This is a genomic window from Pseudomonas sp. GV105, assembly GCF_003058185.1.
Lineage (GTDB): Bacteria > Pseudomonadota > Gammaproteobacteria > Pseudomonadales > Pseudomonadaceae > Aquipseudomonas > Aquipseudomonas veronii.
Window position 1 is genome coordinate 544,451 of the sequence record NZ_QBUF01000001.1, and the last position, 17,068, is coordinate 561,518.

14 protein-coding genes are annotated in these 17,068 nt (G+C 62.8%); 9 read left to right on the top strand and 5 right to left on the bottom strand.

The annotated features are described in order from the left end of the window. The 7 genes from C8K66_RS02310 to C8K66_RS02340 all read left to right on the top strand — a co-directional run bounded on the left by C8K66_RS02310 (position 1) and on the right by C8K66_RS02340 (position 9,124). Positions 1-1,611 (top strand): glycosyltransferase family 39 protein, encoded by a 1,611-nt coding sequence (locus tag C8K66_RS02310; RefSeq protein ID WP_057004143.1) that lies wholly within the window; start codon positions 1-3, stop codon positions 1,609-1,611. 188 nt (positions 1,612-1,799) lie between these two features. Next, a complete protein-coding gene (locus C8K66_RS02315) occupies positions 1,800-2,510 on the top strand; it encodes an HPP family protein (protein ID WP_046383498.1) in 711 nt (236 codons plus the stop codon). A gap of 233 nt (positions 2,511-2,743) precedes the next feature. Next, positions 2,744-4,261 (top strand): acyl-CoA dehydrogenase family protein, encoded by a 1,518-nt coding sequence (locus C8K66_RS02320; protein ID WP_046383499.1) that lies wholly within the window; start codon positions 2,744-2,746, stop codon positions 4,259-4,261. A 2-nt stretch (positions 4,262-4,263) separates the two neighbouring features. Next, positions 4,264-5,889 (top strand): cytochrome P450, encoded by a 1,626-nt coding sequence (locus C8K66_RS02325; protein ID WP_046383500.1) that lies wholly within the window; start codon positions 4,264-4,266, stop codon positions 5,887-5,889. Continuing rightward, a complete protein-coding gene (locus C8K66_RS02330) occupies positions 5,886-6,731 on the top strand; it encodes an alpha/beta hydrolase (protein WP_017846257.1) in 846 nt (281 codons plus the stop codon). Before C8K66_RS02325 ends, C8K66_RS02330 begins: the two co-directional genes overlap by 4 nt. 134 nt (positions 6,732-6,865) lie before the next feature. Continuing rightward, positions 6,866-7,969 (top strand): enoyl-CoA hydratase/isomerase family protein, encoded by a 1,104-nt coding sequence (locus C8K66_RS02335; protein WP_046383501.1) that lies wholly within the window; start codon positions 6,866-6,868, stop codon positions 7,967-7,969. A gap of 3 nt (positions 7,970-7,972) precedes the next feature. Next, a complete protein-coding gene (locus C8K66_RS02340) occupies positions 7,973-9,124 on the top strand; it encodes an acyl-CoA dehydrogenase family protein (protein WP_057004145.1) in 1,152 nt (383 codons plus the stop codon). Positions 9,125-9,187: 63 nt separating this feature from the next. On the opposite strand, the gene C8K66_RS02345 is transcribed toward C8K66_RS02340, so the two are convergent. The 5 genes from C8K66_RS02345 to C8K66_RS02365 are packed head-to-tail and all read right to left on the bottom strand — an operon-like array spanning position 9,188 to position 14,747. Next, entirely contained in the window at positions 9,188-9,961 is a 774-nt protein-coding gene (locus tag C8K66_RS02345; protein ID WP_017846260.1) for an enoyl-CoA hydratase, read from the bottom strand. Between the two features lie 11 nt (positions 9,962-9,972). Then, positions 9,973-11,100, bottom strand: a complete 1,128-nt coding sequence (locus C8K66_RS02350) for an acyl-CoA dehydrogenase (protein ID WP_017846261.1) — start codon at positions 11,098-11,100, stop codon at positions 9,973-9,975. Positions 11,101-11,109: 9 nt separating this feature from the next. After that, positions 11,110-12,294, bottom strand: coding sequence for an acetyl-CoA C-acyltransferase (locus C8K66_RS02355; protein WP_017846262.1), 1,185 nt, complete (start codon positions 12,292-12,294; stop codon positions 11,110-11,112). A 13-nt stretch (positions 12,295-12,307) separates the two neighbouring features. After that, positions 12,308-13,075 (bottom strand): SDR family NAD(P)-dependent oxidoreductase, encoded by a 768-nt coding sequence (locus tag C8K66_RS02360; protein ID WP_017846263.1) that lies wholly within the window; start codon positions 13,073-13,075, stop codon positions 12,308-12,310. 22 nt (positions 13,076-13,097) lie between these two features. Further along, positions 13,098-14,747, bottom strand: a complete 1,650-nt coding sequence (locus tag C8K66_RS02365) for an AMP-binding protein (RefSeq protein WP_108524170.1) — start codon at positions 14,745-14,747, stop codon at positions 13,098-13,100. Between the two features lie 236 nt (positions 14,748-14,983). On the opposite strand from C8K66_RS02365, the gene C8K66_RS02370 reads away from it, so the two are divergent. Both C8K66_RS02370 and C8K66_RS02375 read left to right on the top strand, forming a co-directional pair. Then, positions 14,984-15,877 carry a bestrophin family protein gene (locus C8K66_RS02370; RefSeq protein WP_108524171.1) on the top strand — a complete coding sequence of 298 codons (894 nt, stop codon included), beginning with the start codon at positions 14,984-14,986 and terminating at the stop codon, positions 15,875-15,877. Between the two features lie 76 nt (positions 15,878-15,953). Further along, positions 15,954-17,012 carry a lipopolysaccharide assembly protein LapB gene (locus C8K66_RS02375; RefSeq protein WP_017846266.1) on the top strand — a complete coding sequence of 353 codons (1,059 nt, stop codon included), beginning with the start codon at positions 15,954-15,956 and terminating at the stop codon, positions 17,010-17,012. Positions 17,013-17,068 lie beyond the last annotated feature (56 nt).

Genomic DNA, 17,068 nt, shown 5'->3' on the forward strand with positions numbered 1-17,068 from the left:
ATGCCCCAGCTGATGAACGCAGCGATCCGGCGCCAGTCGCTGGGGTTGGCGCTGCTGGCGTTGCTGTTATTCATCGCCGGTAACTGGCACCAGGCAATCATCGGGTTTGACTCGCGCTTCGTGGTATTCGCCCAGGAGATGCTGCGCCATGGGCCGAGCTTCTTCCCCACGACCTACGGGCAACCGTATGCCGATTACCTGGCGACCTCGACGCTGATGACGTGGCTGCTGTCCTTGCCCCTGGGCCAGGTCAACAGCTTCACGGCCTGGTTGCCGACGTCCATCGCTTCGGCGCTGATCGTCATGCTGGTGTATCGCCTGACGGCGCCCTACTCCCAGCGTTGGGGCCTGCTGAGTGTTGCGCTGCTGTTGCTCAGCAGCACGTTTATCAGCGAAACCCGCGCTGTGTCGCTGGACCAGATGCTCGCGGCCGTGGCCCTGACGGTGTTCTACCTGGGTTATGCACATGATCACTTCGGCGCCGCCAAGCGCTTGCATTGGCTGTACCTGCTGTTGATCGTGGGCTTTGCGATCCGTGGGCCGATTGGCCTGGTGATTCCCACAGGCGTGCTGTGCAGCTACTTCCTGATCAACCGTCAATGGCGCCAACTGTTCAGCTTCGGCCTGTTGGCCCTGGCACTGCTGGGGGCCTGCGTCGGCCTGCTGTTGCTGCTGGCCAAGCTCAGTGGCGGCGAAGCGTTCATGCAGGACGTGATCCGCATGCAGTTCCTCGGGCGGATGGATGGCAGTGAAGGCTCCAGCGGTGCGTTGTATTACTTCAGCAGTTCCCTGGGCAACTACGCGCTGGCTTACCCGCTGGCGTTGCTGGTGCTGCTGGCGATAGCGCTGGGCGGCCGACGCGCACCTGATCCGGCGTTGCAGTTGGTGCTGTACTGCGCCGCGGCGGGCTTGCTGGTGATGCTCGGCTTGTCGGTGCCCCAGGCGAAGAAAGCGCGTTACGTGCTGCCGATGCTGCCGATGGCGGCCATTATTGCGGCGTATCCGTTTCAAGTCGCCCACGGCCGGTTGTTCGGCTGGCTGCGCGGTTTGATGCTGAGCCTGTGGACCGTGTTACCTGCGTTGCTGATCGCCGGGCTCTGGATGGCGCGCCCGCGTTACCCGGAGCAGTTGGCGCACATCGGCTGGGTGTTGGGCGTGCTTGGCGTGCTTCAAGTGCTGGCGTTGGTGGCAGTGTTCCAGGCACGCCTGCGCATGCTGGCGCCGGCGCTGACCGCCGTGCTGGCGGTATGGACCACCTATATTTGGGTGGTCGAGCCACTGGAGCGTAGCCTCTATGACACGCGTACCTTCAGCCTGCAAGTCCAGGCCCAGGTCCACCAGCAACCGGCGCCCGTCGTGCTGCATGCGCTGGGCAAAGATGCCAAAGCCATCAAGTTCATCGTCAACCTCGATTGCGACCGAGTGCCGTTGTTCACACAGCAGCCCGCCGACCTGGCGACGTTGCAAGGCCCGGCGTGGCTGGTCATGAGCCAGGACGACTTCGAAGCGTTGCAAGACCCGCGATTGCGCTCGATCACACCGACGCTCACCGGCACATTCGACAAGAATCCCTACGTGCTGCTGCACTTGGACAAGCCCCTCCAACCTTGACTGCGCCGGCGGCAGCCGGCCAGTTGAGTCCATTATTTTTGTATTTAACCTGCATTAATATGCATTGGCGACCTTGCATCGCGCTCGGCACACTACGCAGGTTCCTCCCCCAAATGCAGGAACTTTCAAGGGCTTTTCCGGGAAACCAGACAAGCCTTTTTTTTGCCCGCTGTTTATGGAAGTTGTCGATGCTCGCTCGCTGGTTACCCGCCGCCATCAATACCCGCCCTGCCGAATGGAGCCGTGCCGCGATCGGCATGGCCTTGGGCACTCTGCTCAGCGTATGGCTCTGCGCCCAAGTGTTTGGCATGGAGGTCGCCCTGCACCTGCTCGGCCCGCTGGGCGCGTCGGCCGTGCTGCTGTTTGCCGTTTCATCCGGCGCCCTGGCCCAGCCGTGGTCGATCATCGGCAGCTACCTGTGTGCGGCCGTGGTCGCGCTGTTAGTCGCGCGGGTCCTGGGGCGCACCTTGGGCAGCGCCTGCCTGGCTGCGGGCATGACTGTGATCCTGATCTGCTGGCTGCGCTGCCTGCACCCGCCCGCGGGAGGCCTGGCGATGACGCTGGTACTGGCCGATCCGGCCTCGGCGGCGCTCGGCTGGCAGGAACTGCCGGTGGTGATGCTCGGCGCCGGAGCGTTATTGACCTGTGCACTGGCCTACAACAATGCCACCCGCACGCGCTATCCCAAAGGTGCCAGCGAGTCGCCGACAGCAATCTTTAAGGATGCCAGGGCCGCACGCGATCCGGCGATTACCGCCGCCGACCTGAAGCTGGCATTGGCCGAGATGGAACAGTTCTACGATGTGGAACCCAATGAACTGGAACAGTTGATCCACGCCGCAGAAACCCACGCGCGCCGCCGCAGTATCGGTGAGGTACTGGCAAGCCGTGTCAATTGAGCCCGTGCATGGCGCACGACGAGTGGCGTGTCCACAGAGTTGCGACGCAGTACACGGCGGCTAAAGTTCTAACTATGTCAGTGGTTCACTTGAGGTCTGGAACGCCGTAACCCAGTAGCGAAGACATGCAGAGTCTGGCTGAGGGTTACGGTATGAACGAATGTCTGCAACACCTGCTTCGCACCCCGTTATTTGCTGCTCGAGAACGTCACCACCTCCCCCTCAGGGCCTACATGGACCTGACCATCAGGCGTATGCACGCCATTTTCAATGCCGGAGTGATCAACAATGACATGTGGCTCGGCCAACCGGACGAATCACATTTCAGGGCGCTGTGCGAACAGATCGGCGTGATCGGCGCCTACGATTACGCACTGTATTCCTCGCTGGTCGACCACATGATTGCCGCCAACGCCTTACTGACCCAGGGCAGCCCGGAGCAAGTGGCGCGCTACCGCGATGAAGTCATTCAGATGCGCGCTGTGTATGCCTTTGGCTGCACTGAAATCGCCAGCGGCACCGACGTGCGTAACCTCAAGACGACCGTTACCTACGATCCTGCCCGGCACTGCCTGGTGCTCGACTCACCGTGCGCCGGCGCCTGTAAATACTGGATCGGCAACAGTTTGTATGCTGCCCAGGTGGCGATGGTACTCGCGCGATTGCAGGTCAATGGCGAAGACCAGGGGCACCACTGGTTTCGCGTGGTGATTCGCGACGCGGAGAACGGCCCGTTGCGCCCGGGTGTCAAGGTCATGGCTTGCGACCCCAAGGGCGGCATTCACGCCAATCAGGTCGGCGGTTTGCGCTTTTGCCAGATGCAGCTGGACACCGACGCCTTGTTGCAACGCCACGCCAGGTTTACCCGCAACGGCCAGTTCGTCAGCGACCTGCCCAAAAACGAACGTTTTATCAATGCACTGGAGACATTCCTTCAGGAGCGCCTGCTGTTGATGGCCGCCTCGCGCCTTGGTGCAGGATTGAGCGCGCACCTGGCCTATCAATTCGCCCGCCACCGCCTGACACAGGCCGGCCCGCTACTGGGCAACCCGCTGTTTCGCCAGCGCTTGTACAACGTCCAGCTCAAGGCATTGGCCCTCAAGTATCTTGAGCAAGCCATCCTCGAACGCTTCGAAGCGCAATGGCCGCAGACCGAACGGCGTAAAGACCTGCACATTCTCGCGGCATTAAGCAAATGCATCGGCACCTGGATGGGCCTGGAAGTGATCGCCCAGTGCCGTGAGTTGTGTGGTTCACAAGGGTTTCACCACTACAACCAGATCGTCACCCTGCGCATGGACTTCGAGATCAGCCCGACATTCGCCGGGGACAACAGCGTGATGGCCTACCAAGTGATCAAGGATGCGCTGTCCCGTCCGCGATTTGACCGGGTCGCGCCCTGTAACCCGGGCCAGGCAATCGAGCGGAGCATTGTCCGGCAGTGCCGAGACGCCGGTGATTTTTCCCACCCGCAAGCGGTGGGGCTGACTTACGCCCGCGCCCTCGATCTGATCATTCAGGCGCTCGAAGGCCAGCCGCTCGAACCGGGCCTGCTGCGCGACTTGATCGCAGTGTTTGTCGCCTATTTGCACCGCTGGGGGCTCGCTCACGATGACGAACCGTGCGCCAGCATTGCGCGCATTGCCTGGCTCGGCGACTGGCTGAAGCCGCCTGACGAACTGGTCGACGCGCCTATCGCGAAAGCCGACTACATCCAGCAGTTCACCCGCGCATTGTATGAGGATCAATAACCATGAACCCTCAAGGCAAACCCGACTTCCGCGACCCCGACACGGTTCGCGATCCCTACCCGGCCTACGCGTTTCTACGCACCCATCATCCCGTGTATTGGAGTTCCCAGCACAAGGCGTGGATGCTGACTCGCTTCGATGACGTCTTCAAAGCGCAAAGCGACGCCGCGCGCTACTCCTCGGATCGGATACGTCAGTTGGTAAACGCGCAACTGCCACCCGAAAAACGCGCGATGTACGAGCCCTTTATTGAAAAAGCATCGCGCTGGATGTACGCCCAGGATGGCAAAGTCCATGAGGCCAGCCGCCATCTGCTCGGCCGCGCATTCACGCCGCGCTCGATTGAAGCGCTGCGGGCAGACATCCAGGCGGTTACCGATGAACTCCTCGCCACAGTGGGCCCTTCCGCCGAACTGATGAGCCGCCTGTTCAATCAGGTGCCGGCCAGAGTGCTGGCGATGCTCTACGGCATCCCCAAAAAAGATGCGCTCAAGCTGCGGCGCTGGACCGATGTGATCCTGATGTTTCTGGTCGGCAACCTTGACCCGGCGAATACTCCCGGCGCCGCCGCGCAAGGCCTGGAGGAGATGTACGCCTACTTCGGCAACCTGATCGAGCGACGCCGACAGGCCCCGCGTGACGACTTGGTCAGCCGTGTCATCGCCGCCGCCGGCCCCGACACGAGCACAGATGATCTGCTGGCCCAGGTGGCCTTTGTTCTGGTGGCTGGCTACACCACCAGCGCCGATATGCTGGGCATCGGCCTGTGGTACTTGTTGACCAACCCTGCCCAGTTGAACGCACTGCTGGCCGATGGTTCGTTGATGAAACCCGCGATCGAAGAAATGCTGCGCATTGATCCGTCGGGGCAGTTCAGCCATCGCGTCGTGACGCAAGATATCGAGCTCAGAGGCCAGACCCTGCGCAAAGGCGATCTGGTGTACCTGATACGTGCCGCTGCCAACCGCGACCCGGAGCACTTCGCCGACCCGGACCGCTTCAACATTCAACGCGCGAAAAACGACCACCTGGCCTTTGGCCGTGGCGTGCATTTCTGTCTGGGCCCGGCGCTGTTCCGGCTGGAGGCCGAGGTGGTGTTCAGCAGCCTGCTCAAGCGCTTCCCGAACCTGCGCCTGCAGGAGAAAAAGCCGCCGGTGTGGCGTACCAGTAACCTGCAGTTCCGCGGCTTGAAGACCCTCCACGTCGAACTTGAACCGATTCCAAAGGGCGCATCGATCCAGCGCTGCTTTTCCGCCGCCCCCTGGGAGAAAAATGGCGGTTACTGCCGTGCCTTGCGCGTCGGTGAAACCATCGTCACCAGTGGCACGGTAGCCTTCGACGAGCAGGGCAACCCCTACGCCAGCGACGATGTGTACTTACAGACCCGTCGCTGCCTGGAAATCATCGAAGCGGCGCTTAAACGGCTGGGCACCGATCGCACCCGAGTGATTGCCACACGCATGTACACCACCAACGTGAAGTGGTGGCCGCAAATCGCCCAAGCGCATAAGGAGTTTTTCGAGGGCTGCGAACCGACCACCATGTTGTTGGGCGTCAAGGCGCTGATAACCCCGGACTACCTGGTGGAAATCGAAGCCCAGGCACAGGCACCGGAGGCCAGGCCATGAGCCCCGAGCAGGCACGCCGGGAAGTGCGTGATGCGGTGGTGATGGATGTCAGCGACCTGACCCTGGCCACACCGGGGCAGCCGGTGGCCGTGAGGCTGTACCGGCCGGCCCGTCCTGCGCCGGCCGCGGTGCTGATGTATTTCCACGGCGGCGGCTGGGTCACAGGCGACCTCGATACCCACGACAGCTTTTGCCGGGTGATGGCGGAGTGGGCCGGCTGCGCCGTGGTGGCGGTGGACTACCCGAGGCCACCGGAACAACGCTTCCCCGCCGCGGTAAAAAGCTGTTATGCCGCCACGGTCTGGATCGCCCGCCACGGTGCCAGCCTGGGCTTGGACACTCGGCGTATCGCTGTGGCGGGCGGTGGCTCGGGCGGCGGGCTTGCCGCGGTGATCGGCCAAATGGCCAGGGACCTGGGCGAGGCGCACATCGGTTTTCAATTACTGCTCTACCCGCTTCTCGACTGCCTGGCGCGCAATCGTTCCCGACATGACTTCGCCACAGGCTTCGGGCTGACGGCCGAATTGCTGGAGTGGTACGTGAGCCACTACGTACCCGCCGATACGCCGCGGGCGCATCCTTGGCTTTCACCCGCCCGCGATCCGTGCCTGCAGGGCTTGCCTGCGGCCTTGATCATCACCGCCGGCTGCGATCCGCTGCGCGATGAAGGGCGCGCCTTCGCGCGACGCTTGAAAACCGCCGGGGTGCCGGTGCGGCACAAAGAGTACCCAGGCATGCGCCACGGGTTTATCAACCACCCCGCTGCCGAGCCTGCGGCCAGGCGGGCCGTGCTGCTCTGCGCCGAGGCTCTGGCCGGCTATTTTCATCCTTCGGCGGCCTGATCGCCGGTTCTGCATAAATGCAAAAACGACCTGCATGATTCCGGGTTGTACTGGGCAAATTTGCACTGGTACGATCGCGGGAGCGTTCGTCCCCGAACATATTGATAAAGAACAATAAAAGCAGGGAGTTACAGATGACTGCTCAGGTTTCATCCGAGGCAAGCCACGCCGACAGGCTTCAGCAAGAGGTTCTGGCCGACGTTCGCAACCATATTGGCCACCTTACCCTCAATCGCCCCGCCGGCTTGAACGCCATCACCCTGAACATGGTTCGCAGCCTGACCGAACAGTTACAGGCCTGGGCAGACGATCCCCAGGTGTACGCCGTGGTCCTACGCGGTGCCGGTGAAAAAGCCTTCTGCGCCGGCGGCGATATTCGCTCGCTTTACGACAGCTTCAAGAACGGCGACAGCCTGCACCAGGATTTCTTCGTCGAGGAATACGCCCTCGACCTGTCCATCCACCATTACCGCAAACCGATACTGGCCCTGATGGACGGTTTTGTCCTCGGCGGCGGCATGGGCCTGGTGCAAGGCGCGGATCTGCGCGTGGTCACCGAACGCAGCCGCCTGGCGATGCCGGAAGTGGCGATCGGTTACTTCCCCGACGTCGGCGGCAGCTACTTCCTGCCGCGCATTCCTGGCGAACTGGGCATTTATCTGGGCGTTACCGGCGTGCAGATTCGCGCGGCCGATGCGTTGTACTGCGGGCTGGCGGACTGGTACCTGGACAGCACCAAGCTGGCCGACCTCGACCAGAAACTCGATCAACTGCAATGGCAAGACTCCCCTCTCAAGGACCTGCAAGGCGTGTTGGCCAAGCTGGCCGTGCAACAACTGCCGGACGCCCCGCTTGCCGCCTTGCGCCCCGCCATCGATCATTTCTTTGCCTTGCCGGACGTGCCGAGCATTGTCGAACAACTGCAGCAAGTGACCGTCGCCAACAGCCATGAATGGGCGCTGACCACGGCCAACCTGATGCAAACCCGTTCGCCGCTGGCCATGGCCGTGACCCTGGAAATGCTGCGGCGCGGGCGCCGTTTGCGGCTGGAGCAGTGTTTCGCCCTGGAACTGCATCTGGATCGCCAGTGGTTCGAGCGTGGCGACCTGATTGAAGGCGTCCGCGCCCTGATCATCGACAAGGACAAGAGCCCGCGCTGGAACCCGTCGACGCTCCATGGACTGGACCCGAGCCACGTGGAAAGCTTCTTCCACAACTTCACGCAGGTTGCGAGATAAGCCATGCAAGATATTGAATATACTGAAGAACAGATCATGATTCGCGACATGGCGCGCGACTTTGCCCGTGGCGAAATCGCCCCTCACGCCCAGGCCTGGGAAAAAGCCGGCTGGATCGATGATGCCCTGGTGGCGAAGATGGGCGAACTGGGCCTGCTGGGCATGGTGGTGCCGGAAGAATGGGGCGGCACCTATGTCGATTACGTGGCATATGCCTTGGCCGTGGAAGAGATTTCCGCCGGCGACGGTGCCACAGGCGCCCTGATGAGTATCCATAATTCAGTGGGTTGCGGGCCAATCCTCAACTACGGCACACCTGAACAGAAACAAACCTGGCTGGCCGACCTCGCCAGCGGCCAGGCCATCGGCTGCTTCTGCCTGACCGAACCGCAGGCCGGCTCCGAAGCCCACAACCTGCGTACCCGTGCCGAACTGCGCGACGGCCAGTGGGTGATCAATGGCGCCAAGCAGTTTGTCAGCAACGGCAAGCGCGCCAAGTTGGCGATTGTGTTTGCGGTGACCGATCCGGAACTGGGCAAGCGCGGCATTTCTGCCTTCCTGGTGCCGACCGACACGCCGGGGTTCGTGGTCGACCGTACCGAACACAAAATGGGCATCCGCGCCTCGGACACCTGTGCCGTCACCCTCAACCAATGCAGCGTGCCTGAGGCCAACCTGCTGGGTGAGCGCGGCAAAGGCCTGGCGATTGCGCTGTCCAACCTGGAAGGCGGGCGCATCGGCATTGCCGCTCAAGCCCTGGGCATCGCCCGTGCTGCGTTTGAAGCGGCGCTGGCGTATGCCCGTGACCGCGTGCAGTTCGACAAGGCCATCATCGAGCACCAGAGCGTGGCCAACCTGCTGGCCGACATGCAAACCCGGCTCAATGCCGCACGTTTACTGATCCTGCACGCCGCACGCCTGCGCAGTGCGGGCAAGCCGTGCCTTTCGGAAGCGTCCCAGGCCAAGCTGTTCGCCTCGGAAATGGCCGAAAAGGTCTGCTCCTCGGCCATGCAGATTCATGGCGGGTATGGGTATCTGGAGGATTATCCGGTGGAGCGCTACTACCGCGATGCGCGGATCACGCAGATCTACGAGGGCACCAGCGAAATTCAGCGGATGGTGATTGCACGGGAGCTGAAGAACTACCAGCTCTGACTGACACGCCACACCCCCCCTGTGGGAGCGTCCCACAGGGGGGGTGTGGCGTTTATAAGCTGCTTACTGATCTTTGAATTCAGGCGCGCGCTTGGCCACGAATGCCGCCATGCCTTCCTTCTGATCCTGCGTCGCAAACGCCGCATGGAATACTCGACGCTCAAAGCGCACGCCTTCCGACAGGCTCACTTCAAACGCCCGGTTCACGCTTTCCTTGACCATCATGCTGATCGGCACCGACTTGCCGGCAATCAGCGTGGCGACTTTCAGCGCCTCTTCGAGCAGTTCATCGGCCGGGACAATACGCGCCACGACCCCACAACGCTCGGCTTCCACCGCATCGATAAAGCGCCCGGTCAGGCACATTTCCATGGCTTTGGCCTTGCCCACGGCGCGGGTCAGGCGCTGGGTGCCGCCCATGCCCGGCAGCACGCCAAGGTTGATTTCCGGCTGGCCGAACTTGGCGCCGTCGCCCGCCAGAATGAAGTCGCACATCAGCGCCAGCTCACAGCCGCCGCCCAGGGCGAAGCCGTTGACGGCCGCGATGATCGGCTTGCGACGGTTGGCCACGCGATCGGCTTCGCTGAACAGGTCGTCGATATAGATCCGCGGGTAGGTCAGCTCGGCCATTTCCTTGATGTCGGCGCCGGCGGCGAAGGCTTTTTTCGAGCCGGTCAGCACGATGCAGCCGATTTCAGGGTTGCGTTCCAGGGTGTCCAGCGCCTGATTCAACTCGTTGATCAGTTGTGCGTTCAACGCGTTCAGGGCTTGCGGGCGGTTGAGGGTGATCAACCCGACACGGCCCTGCACGTCGAGCAAAATAGTTTCGTAACTCATATAGTGGCTCCTTAAAGATTGCGTGAGATGACCATGCGCTGAATATCGCTGGTGCCTTCGTAAATCTGGCAGACCCGCACATCGCGGTAGATCCGCTCCAAGGGGAAGTCGCTCAGGTAACCGTAACCGCCCAAGGTTTGCAAGGCGGCAGAGCAGACTTTCTCGGCCATTTCCGAGGCGAACAGCTTGGCCATGGACGCCTCGACCAGCGCCGGTTTGCCGCTGTCGCGCAGGGCGGCGGCGTAATGCACCATTTGCCGCGCGACGGCGATTTGCGTGGCCATGTCCGCCAGGCGGAAGGCCACGGCCTGGTGTTCGATCAAGGGTTTGCCAAAACTTTCGCGCTCGCGGGCATAGTCGCGCGCCGCTTCAAAGGCGGCGCGGGCCATGCCCACCGATTGCGAGGCAATGCCGACACGCCCGCCTTCGAGGTTGGCCAGGGCGATGCGGTAGCCTTCGCCCTCCTCCCCCAGACGATTGGCGAGCGGCACCTTGACGTCTTCGAACAGGATCTGGCAAGTGTCCGACGCATGCTGGCCCAGCTTGTCCTCGACCCGCGCCACCGTGTAGCCCGGCGAATCCGTCGGCACGATAAACGCGCTGATGCCGCGCTTGCCCGCCGCCGGGTCGGTGACGGCAAACACAATCACGATGCCGGCGTTTTGCCCGGAGGTGATGAATTGTTTGCAGCCGTTCAACACATAGTGGTCGCCTTCGCGGCGCGCACGGGTTTTCAGGCTGCTGGCATCGGAACCGGCCTGCGGCTCGGTCAACGCGAAGGCGCCGAGCATCGCGCCGCTGGCCAGGGGCTTGAGGAACTGCTCTTTCTGCTGATCGTTGCCGAACGTGAGGATCGGCACGCAGCCCACCGAGTTGTGTACGCTCATGATGGTCGAGCAGGCCCCGTCACCGGCGGCGATTTCTTCCAGGGCCATGGCGTAGGCCAGGTAGCCGGTGTCGCAACCGCCCCACTGTTCCGGCACCAGCATGCCGAAGAAGCCCAGTTCGGCCATTTCGCCGATGGCCTCCTTGGGAAAGCGGTGCTCGCGGTCCCACTCGGCCGCGAACGGTTTCAGGCGTTCCTGGGCGAATTGTCGGGCCGCGTCGCTGATTTGCAGTTGTTCGTCATTGGGCAGCATGTTCAATCCTTAATACAGGCATTCGACCGCCATGGCCGTGGCTTCACCGCCGCCGATGCAGATGGCGGCGACGCCACGCTTGAGGCCTTTCTGGCGCAGGGCCGACAGCAGCGTCACCAGAATCCGCGCGCCTGAGGCGCCGATCGGGTGGCCCAGGGCACAGGCGCCGCCATGAATGTTGACCTTGTCGTGGGGGATCTCCAGCTTGCTCATGGTGATCAGGCTGACCACGGCAAAGGCTTCGTTGATTTCGAACAGGTCCACGTCGCCCAGGTTCCAGCCGGTCTTGCTCATCAACTTGCGGATCGCCCCCACCGGCGCCTCCGGAAACAGGCCCGGCTCATCGGCAAACGCCGCATGCCCACGGATAACCGCCAAGGGTTGCAGCCCGCGCTTGTGCGCCTCGGACTGCCGCATCAGGAGCAAGGCCGCCGCACCGTCGGAAATCGAACTGGAGTTGGCCGCAGTCACTGTGCCCCCTTCACGGAACGCCGGTTTCAGACTGGCGATCTTTTCCGGCTTGGCTTTGGGCGGTTGCTCATCATGCAGGATGGTTTTTTGCTCCTTGCCCACTGTGACCTGCACCGGGACGATCTCGGCCGCGAAGCTGCCATTGCTGATCGCCGCTTGTGCGCGGCTCAGGGATGCAATGGCAAACGCATCCTGGGCCTCGCGGGTAAAGCCGTTATGTTGTGCGCAGTCCTCGGCAAAGGTGCCCATCAGGCGGCCTTTGTCGTAAGCGTCTTCCAGGCCGTCGAGGAACATATGGTCGAGCACGCGGCCGTGGCCCATGCGATAGCCACTGCGTGCGCGGTCCAGCAGGTACGGCGCGTTGGACATGCTTTCCATGCCGCCGGCAATCACCACATCAACGCTGCCGGCCAGCAGCGAGTCATGGGCAAGCATCGTCGCCTCCATGCCCGAGCCGCACATTTTGTTGAGGGTGGTGCAGCGGGTGGCCTTGTCCAGCCCGGCGCCAAGCGCGGCCTGGCGTGCCGGGGCCTGGCCGAGGCCGGCCGGCAGTACACAGCCGAACAGCACCTCATCCACGGCATCGCTGGCGATGCCGGCACGCTCGACGGCGGCGCGAATCGCCGCGGAGCCCAGCTGCGGCGCGGTCAGGCCTTTGAGATCGCCCTGGAACCCTCCCATGGGGGTGCGTGCGGCGCTGACAATTACGATGGGGTCACTCATGACGCTTCCTCTCTTACTTGGCTGCCATGCGCAAGGCGCCGTCGAGACGGATCACCTCGCCATTGAGCATGCTGTTTTCAATAATGTGCCGAACCAACGCGGCGTATTCGCTCGGTTTGCCCAGGCGTGGCGGGAACGGCACGCCAGCGGCCAGGGAATCGCGGACTTCCGGGGTCATGCCAGCCATCATCGGGGTTTCGAAAATGCCGGGGGCGATGGTCATCACCCGAATGCCGAAGCGCGCCAATTCGCGTGCGGCGGGCAGGGTCAGGCTGGCGATCGCACCTTTGGACGCAGCATACGCCGCCTGGCCGATCTGCCCGTCAAACGCCGCTACCGACGCGGTATTGATGATCACGCCGCGCTCACCGTCGGCGTCTGCCTGGGTTTCTGCGATGGCCGCAGCGGCCAGGCGCAGCAGGTTGAAGCTGCCGATCAGGTTGACGTTGATCACCTGGGCAAAGCTGGCCAGGCCATGGGGGCCGTTCTTGCCGAGGATCTTCTCGCCACGTACCACACCGGCGCAGTTCACCAGCCCGTGCAAGCCCCCAAAGGCCGCAACGGTGGCCTGCACGGCGGCTTCGGCAGCGGCTTCCTGGCTGATGTCCGCCACCGCGCTGCGGGCGTTGTCGCCCAGTTGTTTGGCCTTGGCCGCGACGGCATCGGCGTTCAGGTCCACCAGCATCACCTTGGCGCCGGCGGCGACCAGCATGTCAGCGGTGGCTGCGCCGAGGCCCGACGCGCCGCCGCTGACCAGAAAAACCTTGTTTGCAATCTGCATCGTTGTTTCCTTGAAAAGTGGATCAGGCCAACACGGCTTGCGCCTTGGCGATTTCCTGATTACGCAAAATGAAGCGCTGCAGCTTGCCGCTCGGGGTCTTGGGCAAGTCGCTGACAAATTCGATTTCCCGCGGGTAGGCATGCGCGGCCAGGCGCTGGCGTACATGCAGGCGCAATTCCTCGGCCAGCTCGGGGGTGGCGCGGAACTGCTCGTTGATCACCACGAAGGCTTTCACCAGTTCGGTGCGTTCCGCGTCGGGCTTGCCGACGACCGCCGCTTCCACCACCGCCGGGTGTTCGACCAGCGCGCTTTCCACATCGAACGGGCCGACGCGGTAGCCGGAAGTGGTGATCACATCGTCACTGCGCCCGACGAAGCTGATGCTGCCGTCAGGGTTCAGTTCGACGGTGTCGCCGCTGAGGTAGTACTTGCCGACAAACGCCTTGGTCCGCACGCCGTCATAGCCGGCGAACCAACACATCGGCGATTGCTCGCGGTCGACGGCGAGAATCCCTGGCTGGCCGGCGGGCAATTCCTGGTGATCGTCGTCCAGCACCACGATGCGATGCCCTGGCGAGGCAAAACCCGCCGAACCGACATGCACCGGGTGTTCCAGGCCGTGGTGATTGCACAGCACCATACCCAACTCGGTCTGGCCGTAGTGGTCATGGATGGTCACCCCCAGGTTGTCGGCAAACCAGCGGATCACTTCCGGGTTCAGCGGCTCGCCGGCGCTGCTGACAATACGCAGCTTGCCCTTGATCGAGCGGGCGAATTGCTCGCCGCCGGCAATCAACAGGCGATACGCGGTCGGCGAGCCGGTCAGGTTGGTGATCCCGTATTTATTGATCACCCGGCAGGTGCTTTCGAGGGTGAACGGGCCATCGTAGAAAGTAATCGGGTGGCCCATGGACAACGGTCCGGTCACACCGAAATAGATGCCATAGGCCCAGCCCGGGTCGGCAACGTTCCAGAATGCGTCTTCGGGGCGCAGGTCCACCGCGTCGCGGGTGTAGCTCTGGAACGCAACAATGGCCTTGAGCGGCACCGACAGCGCTTTCGACGGGCCGGTGGTGCCCGAGGTGAACATCAGCAGGAACGGGTCGTCAGCGCCCAGCAGCACCGGCTCGCAGTGGTTGGAACAGGTGGCCAGCTCGGCCCAGAAGCTGAAATCACCGCGTACCAGGCCTTCGCCCTTGGCGCCAGTGACCGTGACGATCGTCGGGCAGCCTTCCACTTGCGCGAGCTTGGGCCGGTTCACCGCATCGGTGACCACCACGGCCGCGCCGGAACTGTTCAGGCGATGCTCAATGGCCTTGGGGCCGAAGGCGGTGAACAACGGTTGATAGACGGCGCCGATGCGCCAGGTCGCAAGGACCACCACCAGTAATTCGGCGGTGCGTGGCAACAGGCCGGCCACCTTGTCGCCGCGTTTGACGCCCTGGGCCAACAGGAAATTGGCGAAGCGTGCAGCCTGGTCTTGCAAGTCGCTGAAGGTGGATGTGGCACTGCGCCCATCCTTGCCTTCCCAGAACAGCGCAATGCGCCCTGGTAACGCATGTCGGTCGCAGCATTCCACGCAGGCATTGAGGCCTTGCAGGTTACCGGCCAAGGCGCTGTCGACGGTGTGTTGGTAATCAAACTCGGTAGTGGCAGCCAAATAGTCACGCATCGCTTCAAATCCTTCAGTATTTTTATTTTCAGGACGTTTTTTCGGACGAGAGCCGCGGAAATAGTCGCTCTAGAGCGCTGCAGCAGCAATGGTCAAAGCCACCAACATGCCTGACTGGTTTGGCCAATGCCGCTTGATCATAGACCCCGCCGATCAAGCGGTCGGCCCAAGCGATTGGACGCGCCGGCCGCCAGCTTCTAACCTGATGGCCTGCGCCACCGAAGAAGCCCCTCCCGATGATCGTTCGCCCCAAACCCAACCTGCTGGGCATTCTGTTTTCGCTCAAGGGCTCGATCGCCAAGCGCATCGCCCTGCGCAGCCTGCTGGTCACGTTGCTGGCCTCGGTCATCGTGCTGGTGGAAACCCTGCACCCGGCGTATTTCTCCAAGGTCAATGCCACGCCGTTCACCTTGCTCGGGCTGTCGCTGTCGATCTTCATGAGTTTTCGCAACAACGCTTGCTACGACCGCTGGTGGGAAGGCCGCAAGCAACTCGGGCAGATGACCATCGAAGTGCGCTCACTGATCCGTGAAACCCAGGTATTCAGCGACCCGCTGGAGCGGGCCGGCCTGCTGCGCGGCCTGTGCGGCTTTGCCCATGGATTGATCGCGCGCCTGCGCCTGGAAGATGAGGCGCGAGCGGTGAAGCCCTGGATCGACGTCGAATCAGGCCACCCCAACCTCCCGGACCAGGTCCTGCAACAGCTCGGCGCGCGGTTTTCCGGGCTGGCCGAACGGGGCGTGATCAGTGAATGGCGCTACACCCAGCTGGAAACCCGACTGGTCAGCCTGACCCAGGTGCAGGCAGCGTGCGAGCGGATCAAAAGCACACCGCTGCCCTTCCCCTACACCCTGCTGCTGCACCGCACCATTTACCTGTTCTGCATTCTGTTGCCGTTTGCCATGGCCGAACCGCTGGGCTGGCTGACACCGGTGTTCACCGCAATCGTCAGCTACACCTTCTTTGGCCTCGACGAAATCGGCGACGACCTGGAGGACCCCTTCGGCTTCGATGAGAACGACCTGCCCTGCAACGCGATCGTGCGGACCCTGGAGCGCGAGATCCTGGCGGCCCTCGGCGAAACGGCCTTGCCGCCTGCCCTGGAGCCGGTGGAATACGTGCTGACCTGATACAGGTTTGACACTCGCCGTGGTCTGACCGAAGCTGAGAGCTTTGCCCTAGCTGCCTAAGCTCTCGGACGCCTGCATGTCAAAGTCACGCCGTTACTCCATCATCGGCCTGTGCGCCCTGTTGTTGATTGTGCTGATCACCTGGTATTTCTCCCGTTCCACCCCGGTGGCCGTGCCGCCCGCCATTGCCCATGGCTACGCGAAAGCCTTGAAACAGGCGCGCAACGGCGAACCGGGCGCCGCCCGCGTGCTGTACCAGCAACTGGCCCGGCCGGACTTGTCCGACGAGCGTCGTGTGGCCTTGCACGCCGAGCTGCCCAATTACCCCAGCCCCCAGGCACTGAAGCTCGCCGACAAGGACCTGGCCGATGACTCGCCGCAGGTGCGTGAAGCGGCGATTCACAGCATCGTCGGCCTGGTGCCCACGGGCCAGCGCACGCTGCTGCTCGGGCCATTGCTCGACGATCCGCAACAAGACGTGCGCTTTGCCGCCGCCAACGCATTGCTCGGCCTCTCGCCCGACACCCTCGGCCTGTATTTCGGGCCCTTGCAGCAGGTACTCGATGAGTTCGTGAAGAAGCTCAAGGCGCAACCTGAAACCGCCGAAGGTTGGCTCCAACTGGCGCGCCTGTACATCCACAGCGCGCTGCTGCCGGAGGCGCAGAACGCCCTGGAGCAAGCGATGCGCCTGCAGCCGGACAACCTGCAAGCCGTGGTTGCGCAAATCGAACTGCTGGATAAACAGGGCAAGACCGACGAGTCCCGCCAACTGCTCGCCCGCCAGCTCGCGGCGCACCCCGAATCCGCGTACCTGCAACACGCCCTGGGCATGTGGTTGCTGCACCATGGCGAGCGTGCTTACGCCTTGCTCGGCCTGTCCAAGGCAGTGGAACTGGAACCGAGCAATCAGGATTACCGTTACGACCTGGCCACCACCCTGCACGCTCAGGAAGAACTCGAAGCCGCCCAGCGCCAGTTGGAAGAAATCATCCAGCGCCACCCGGCCAATCGCAAGGCGCGAGTGCTGCTGGTCAGCTACTGGAAAGAAAGCGGTCAATTGCAGAACGTTCAGGTGCTGCTGGCGCAGTTGGAGCAACAAAACCCGGATGATCCGGCGCTGCAACAGGGCCTGTAGGCGCGCCGCATCGCCGCCCAGGCGCTGACATTGCGCGCAAAAGACGAAAAGGTGGA

Excerpts from the sequence above, each read along its gene's own strand:
- C8K66_RS02310 (WP_057004143.1), top strand. The coding sequence starts at position 1 with ATGCCCCAGCTGATGAACGCAGCGATCCGGCGCCAGTCGCTGGGGTTG.
- C8K66_RS02355 (WP_017846262.1), bottom strand. The coding sequence starts at position 12,294 with ATGAGTGACCCCATCGTAATTGTCAGCGCCGCACGCACCCCCATGGGA.
- C8K66_RS02320 (WP_046383499.1), top strand. The coding sequence starts at position 2,744 with ATGGACCTGACCATCAGGCGTATGCACGCCATTTTCAATGCCGGAGTG.
- C8K66_RS02360 (WP_017846263.1), bottom strand. The coding sequence starts at position 13,075 with ATGCAGATTGCAAACAAGGTTTTTCTGGTCAGCGGCGGCGCGTCGGGC.
- C8K66_RS02315 (WP_046383498.1), top strand. The coding sequence starts at position 1,800 with ATGCTCGCTCGCTGGTTACCCGCCGCCATCAATACCCGCCCTGCCGAA.
- C8K66_RS02325 (WP_046383500.1), top strand. The coding sequence starts at position 4,264 with ATGAACCCTCAAGGCAAACCCGACTTCCGCGACCCCGACACGGTTCGC.
- C8K66_RS02335 (WP_046383501.1), top strand. The coding sequence starts at position 6,866 with ATGACTGCTCAGGTTTCATCCGAGGCAAGCCACGCCGACAGGCTTCAG.
- C8K66_RS02350 (WP_017846261.1), bottom strand. The coding sequence starts at position 11,100 with ATGCTGCCCAATGACGAACAACTGCAAATCAGCGACGCGGCCCGACAA.
- C8K66_RS02375 (WP_017846266.1), top strand. The coding sequence starts at position 15,954 with ATGTCAAAGTCACGCCGTTACTCCATCATCGGCCTGTGCGCCCTGTTG.
- C8K66_RS02345 (WP_017846260.1), bottom strand. The coding sequence starts at position 9,961 with ATGAGTTACGAAACTATTTTGCTCGACGTGCAGGGCCGTGTCGGGTTG.
- C8K66_RS02365 (WP_108524170.1), bottom strand. The coding sequence starts at position 14,747 with ATGCGTGACTATTTGGCTGCCACTACCGAGTTTGATTACCAACACACC.
- C8K66_RS02330 (WP_017846257.1), top strand. The coding sequence starts at position 5,886 with ATGAGCCCCGAGCAGGCACGCCGGGAAGTGCGTGATGCGGTGGTGATG.
- C8K66_RS02340 (WP_057004145.1), top strand. The coding sequence starts at position 7,973 with ATGCAAGATATTGAATATACTGAAGAACAGATCATGATTCGCGACATG.
- C8K66_RS02370 (WP_108524171.1), top strand. The coding sequence starts at position 14,984 with ATGATCGTTCGCCCCAAACCCAACCTGCTGGGCATTCTGTTTTCGCTC.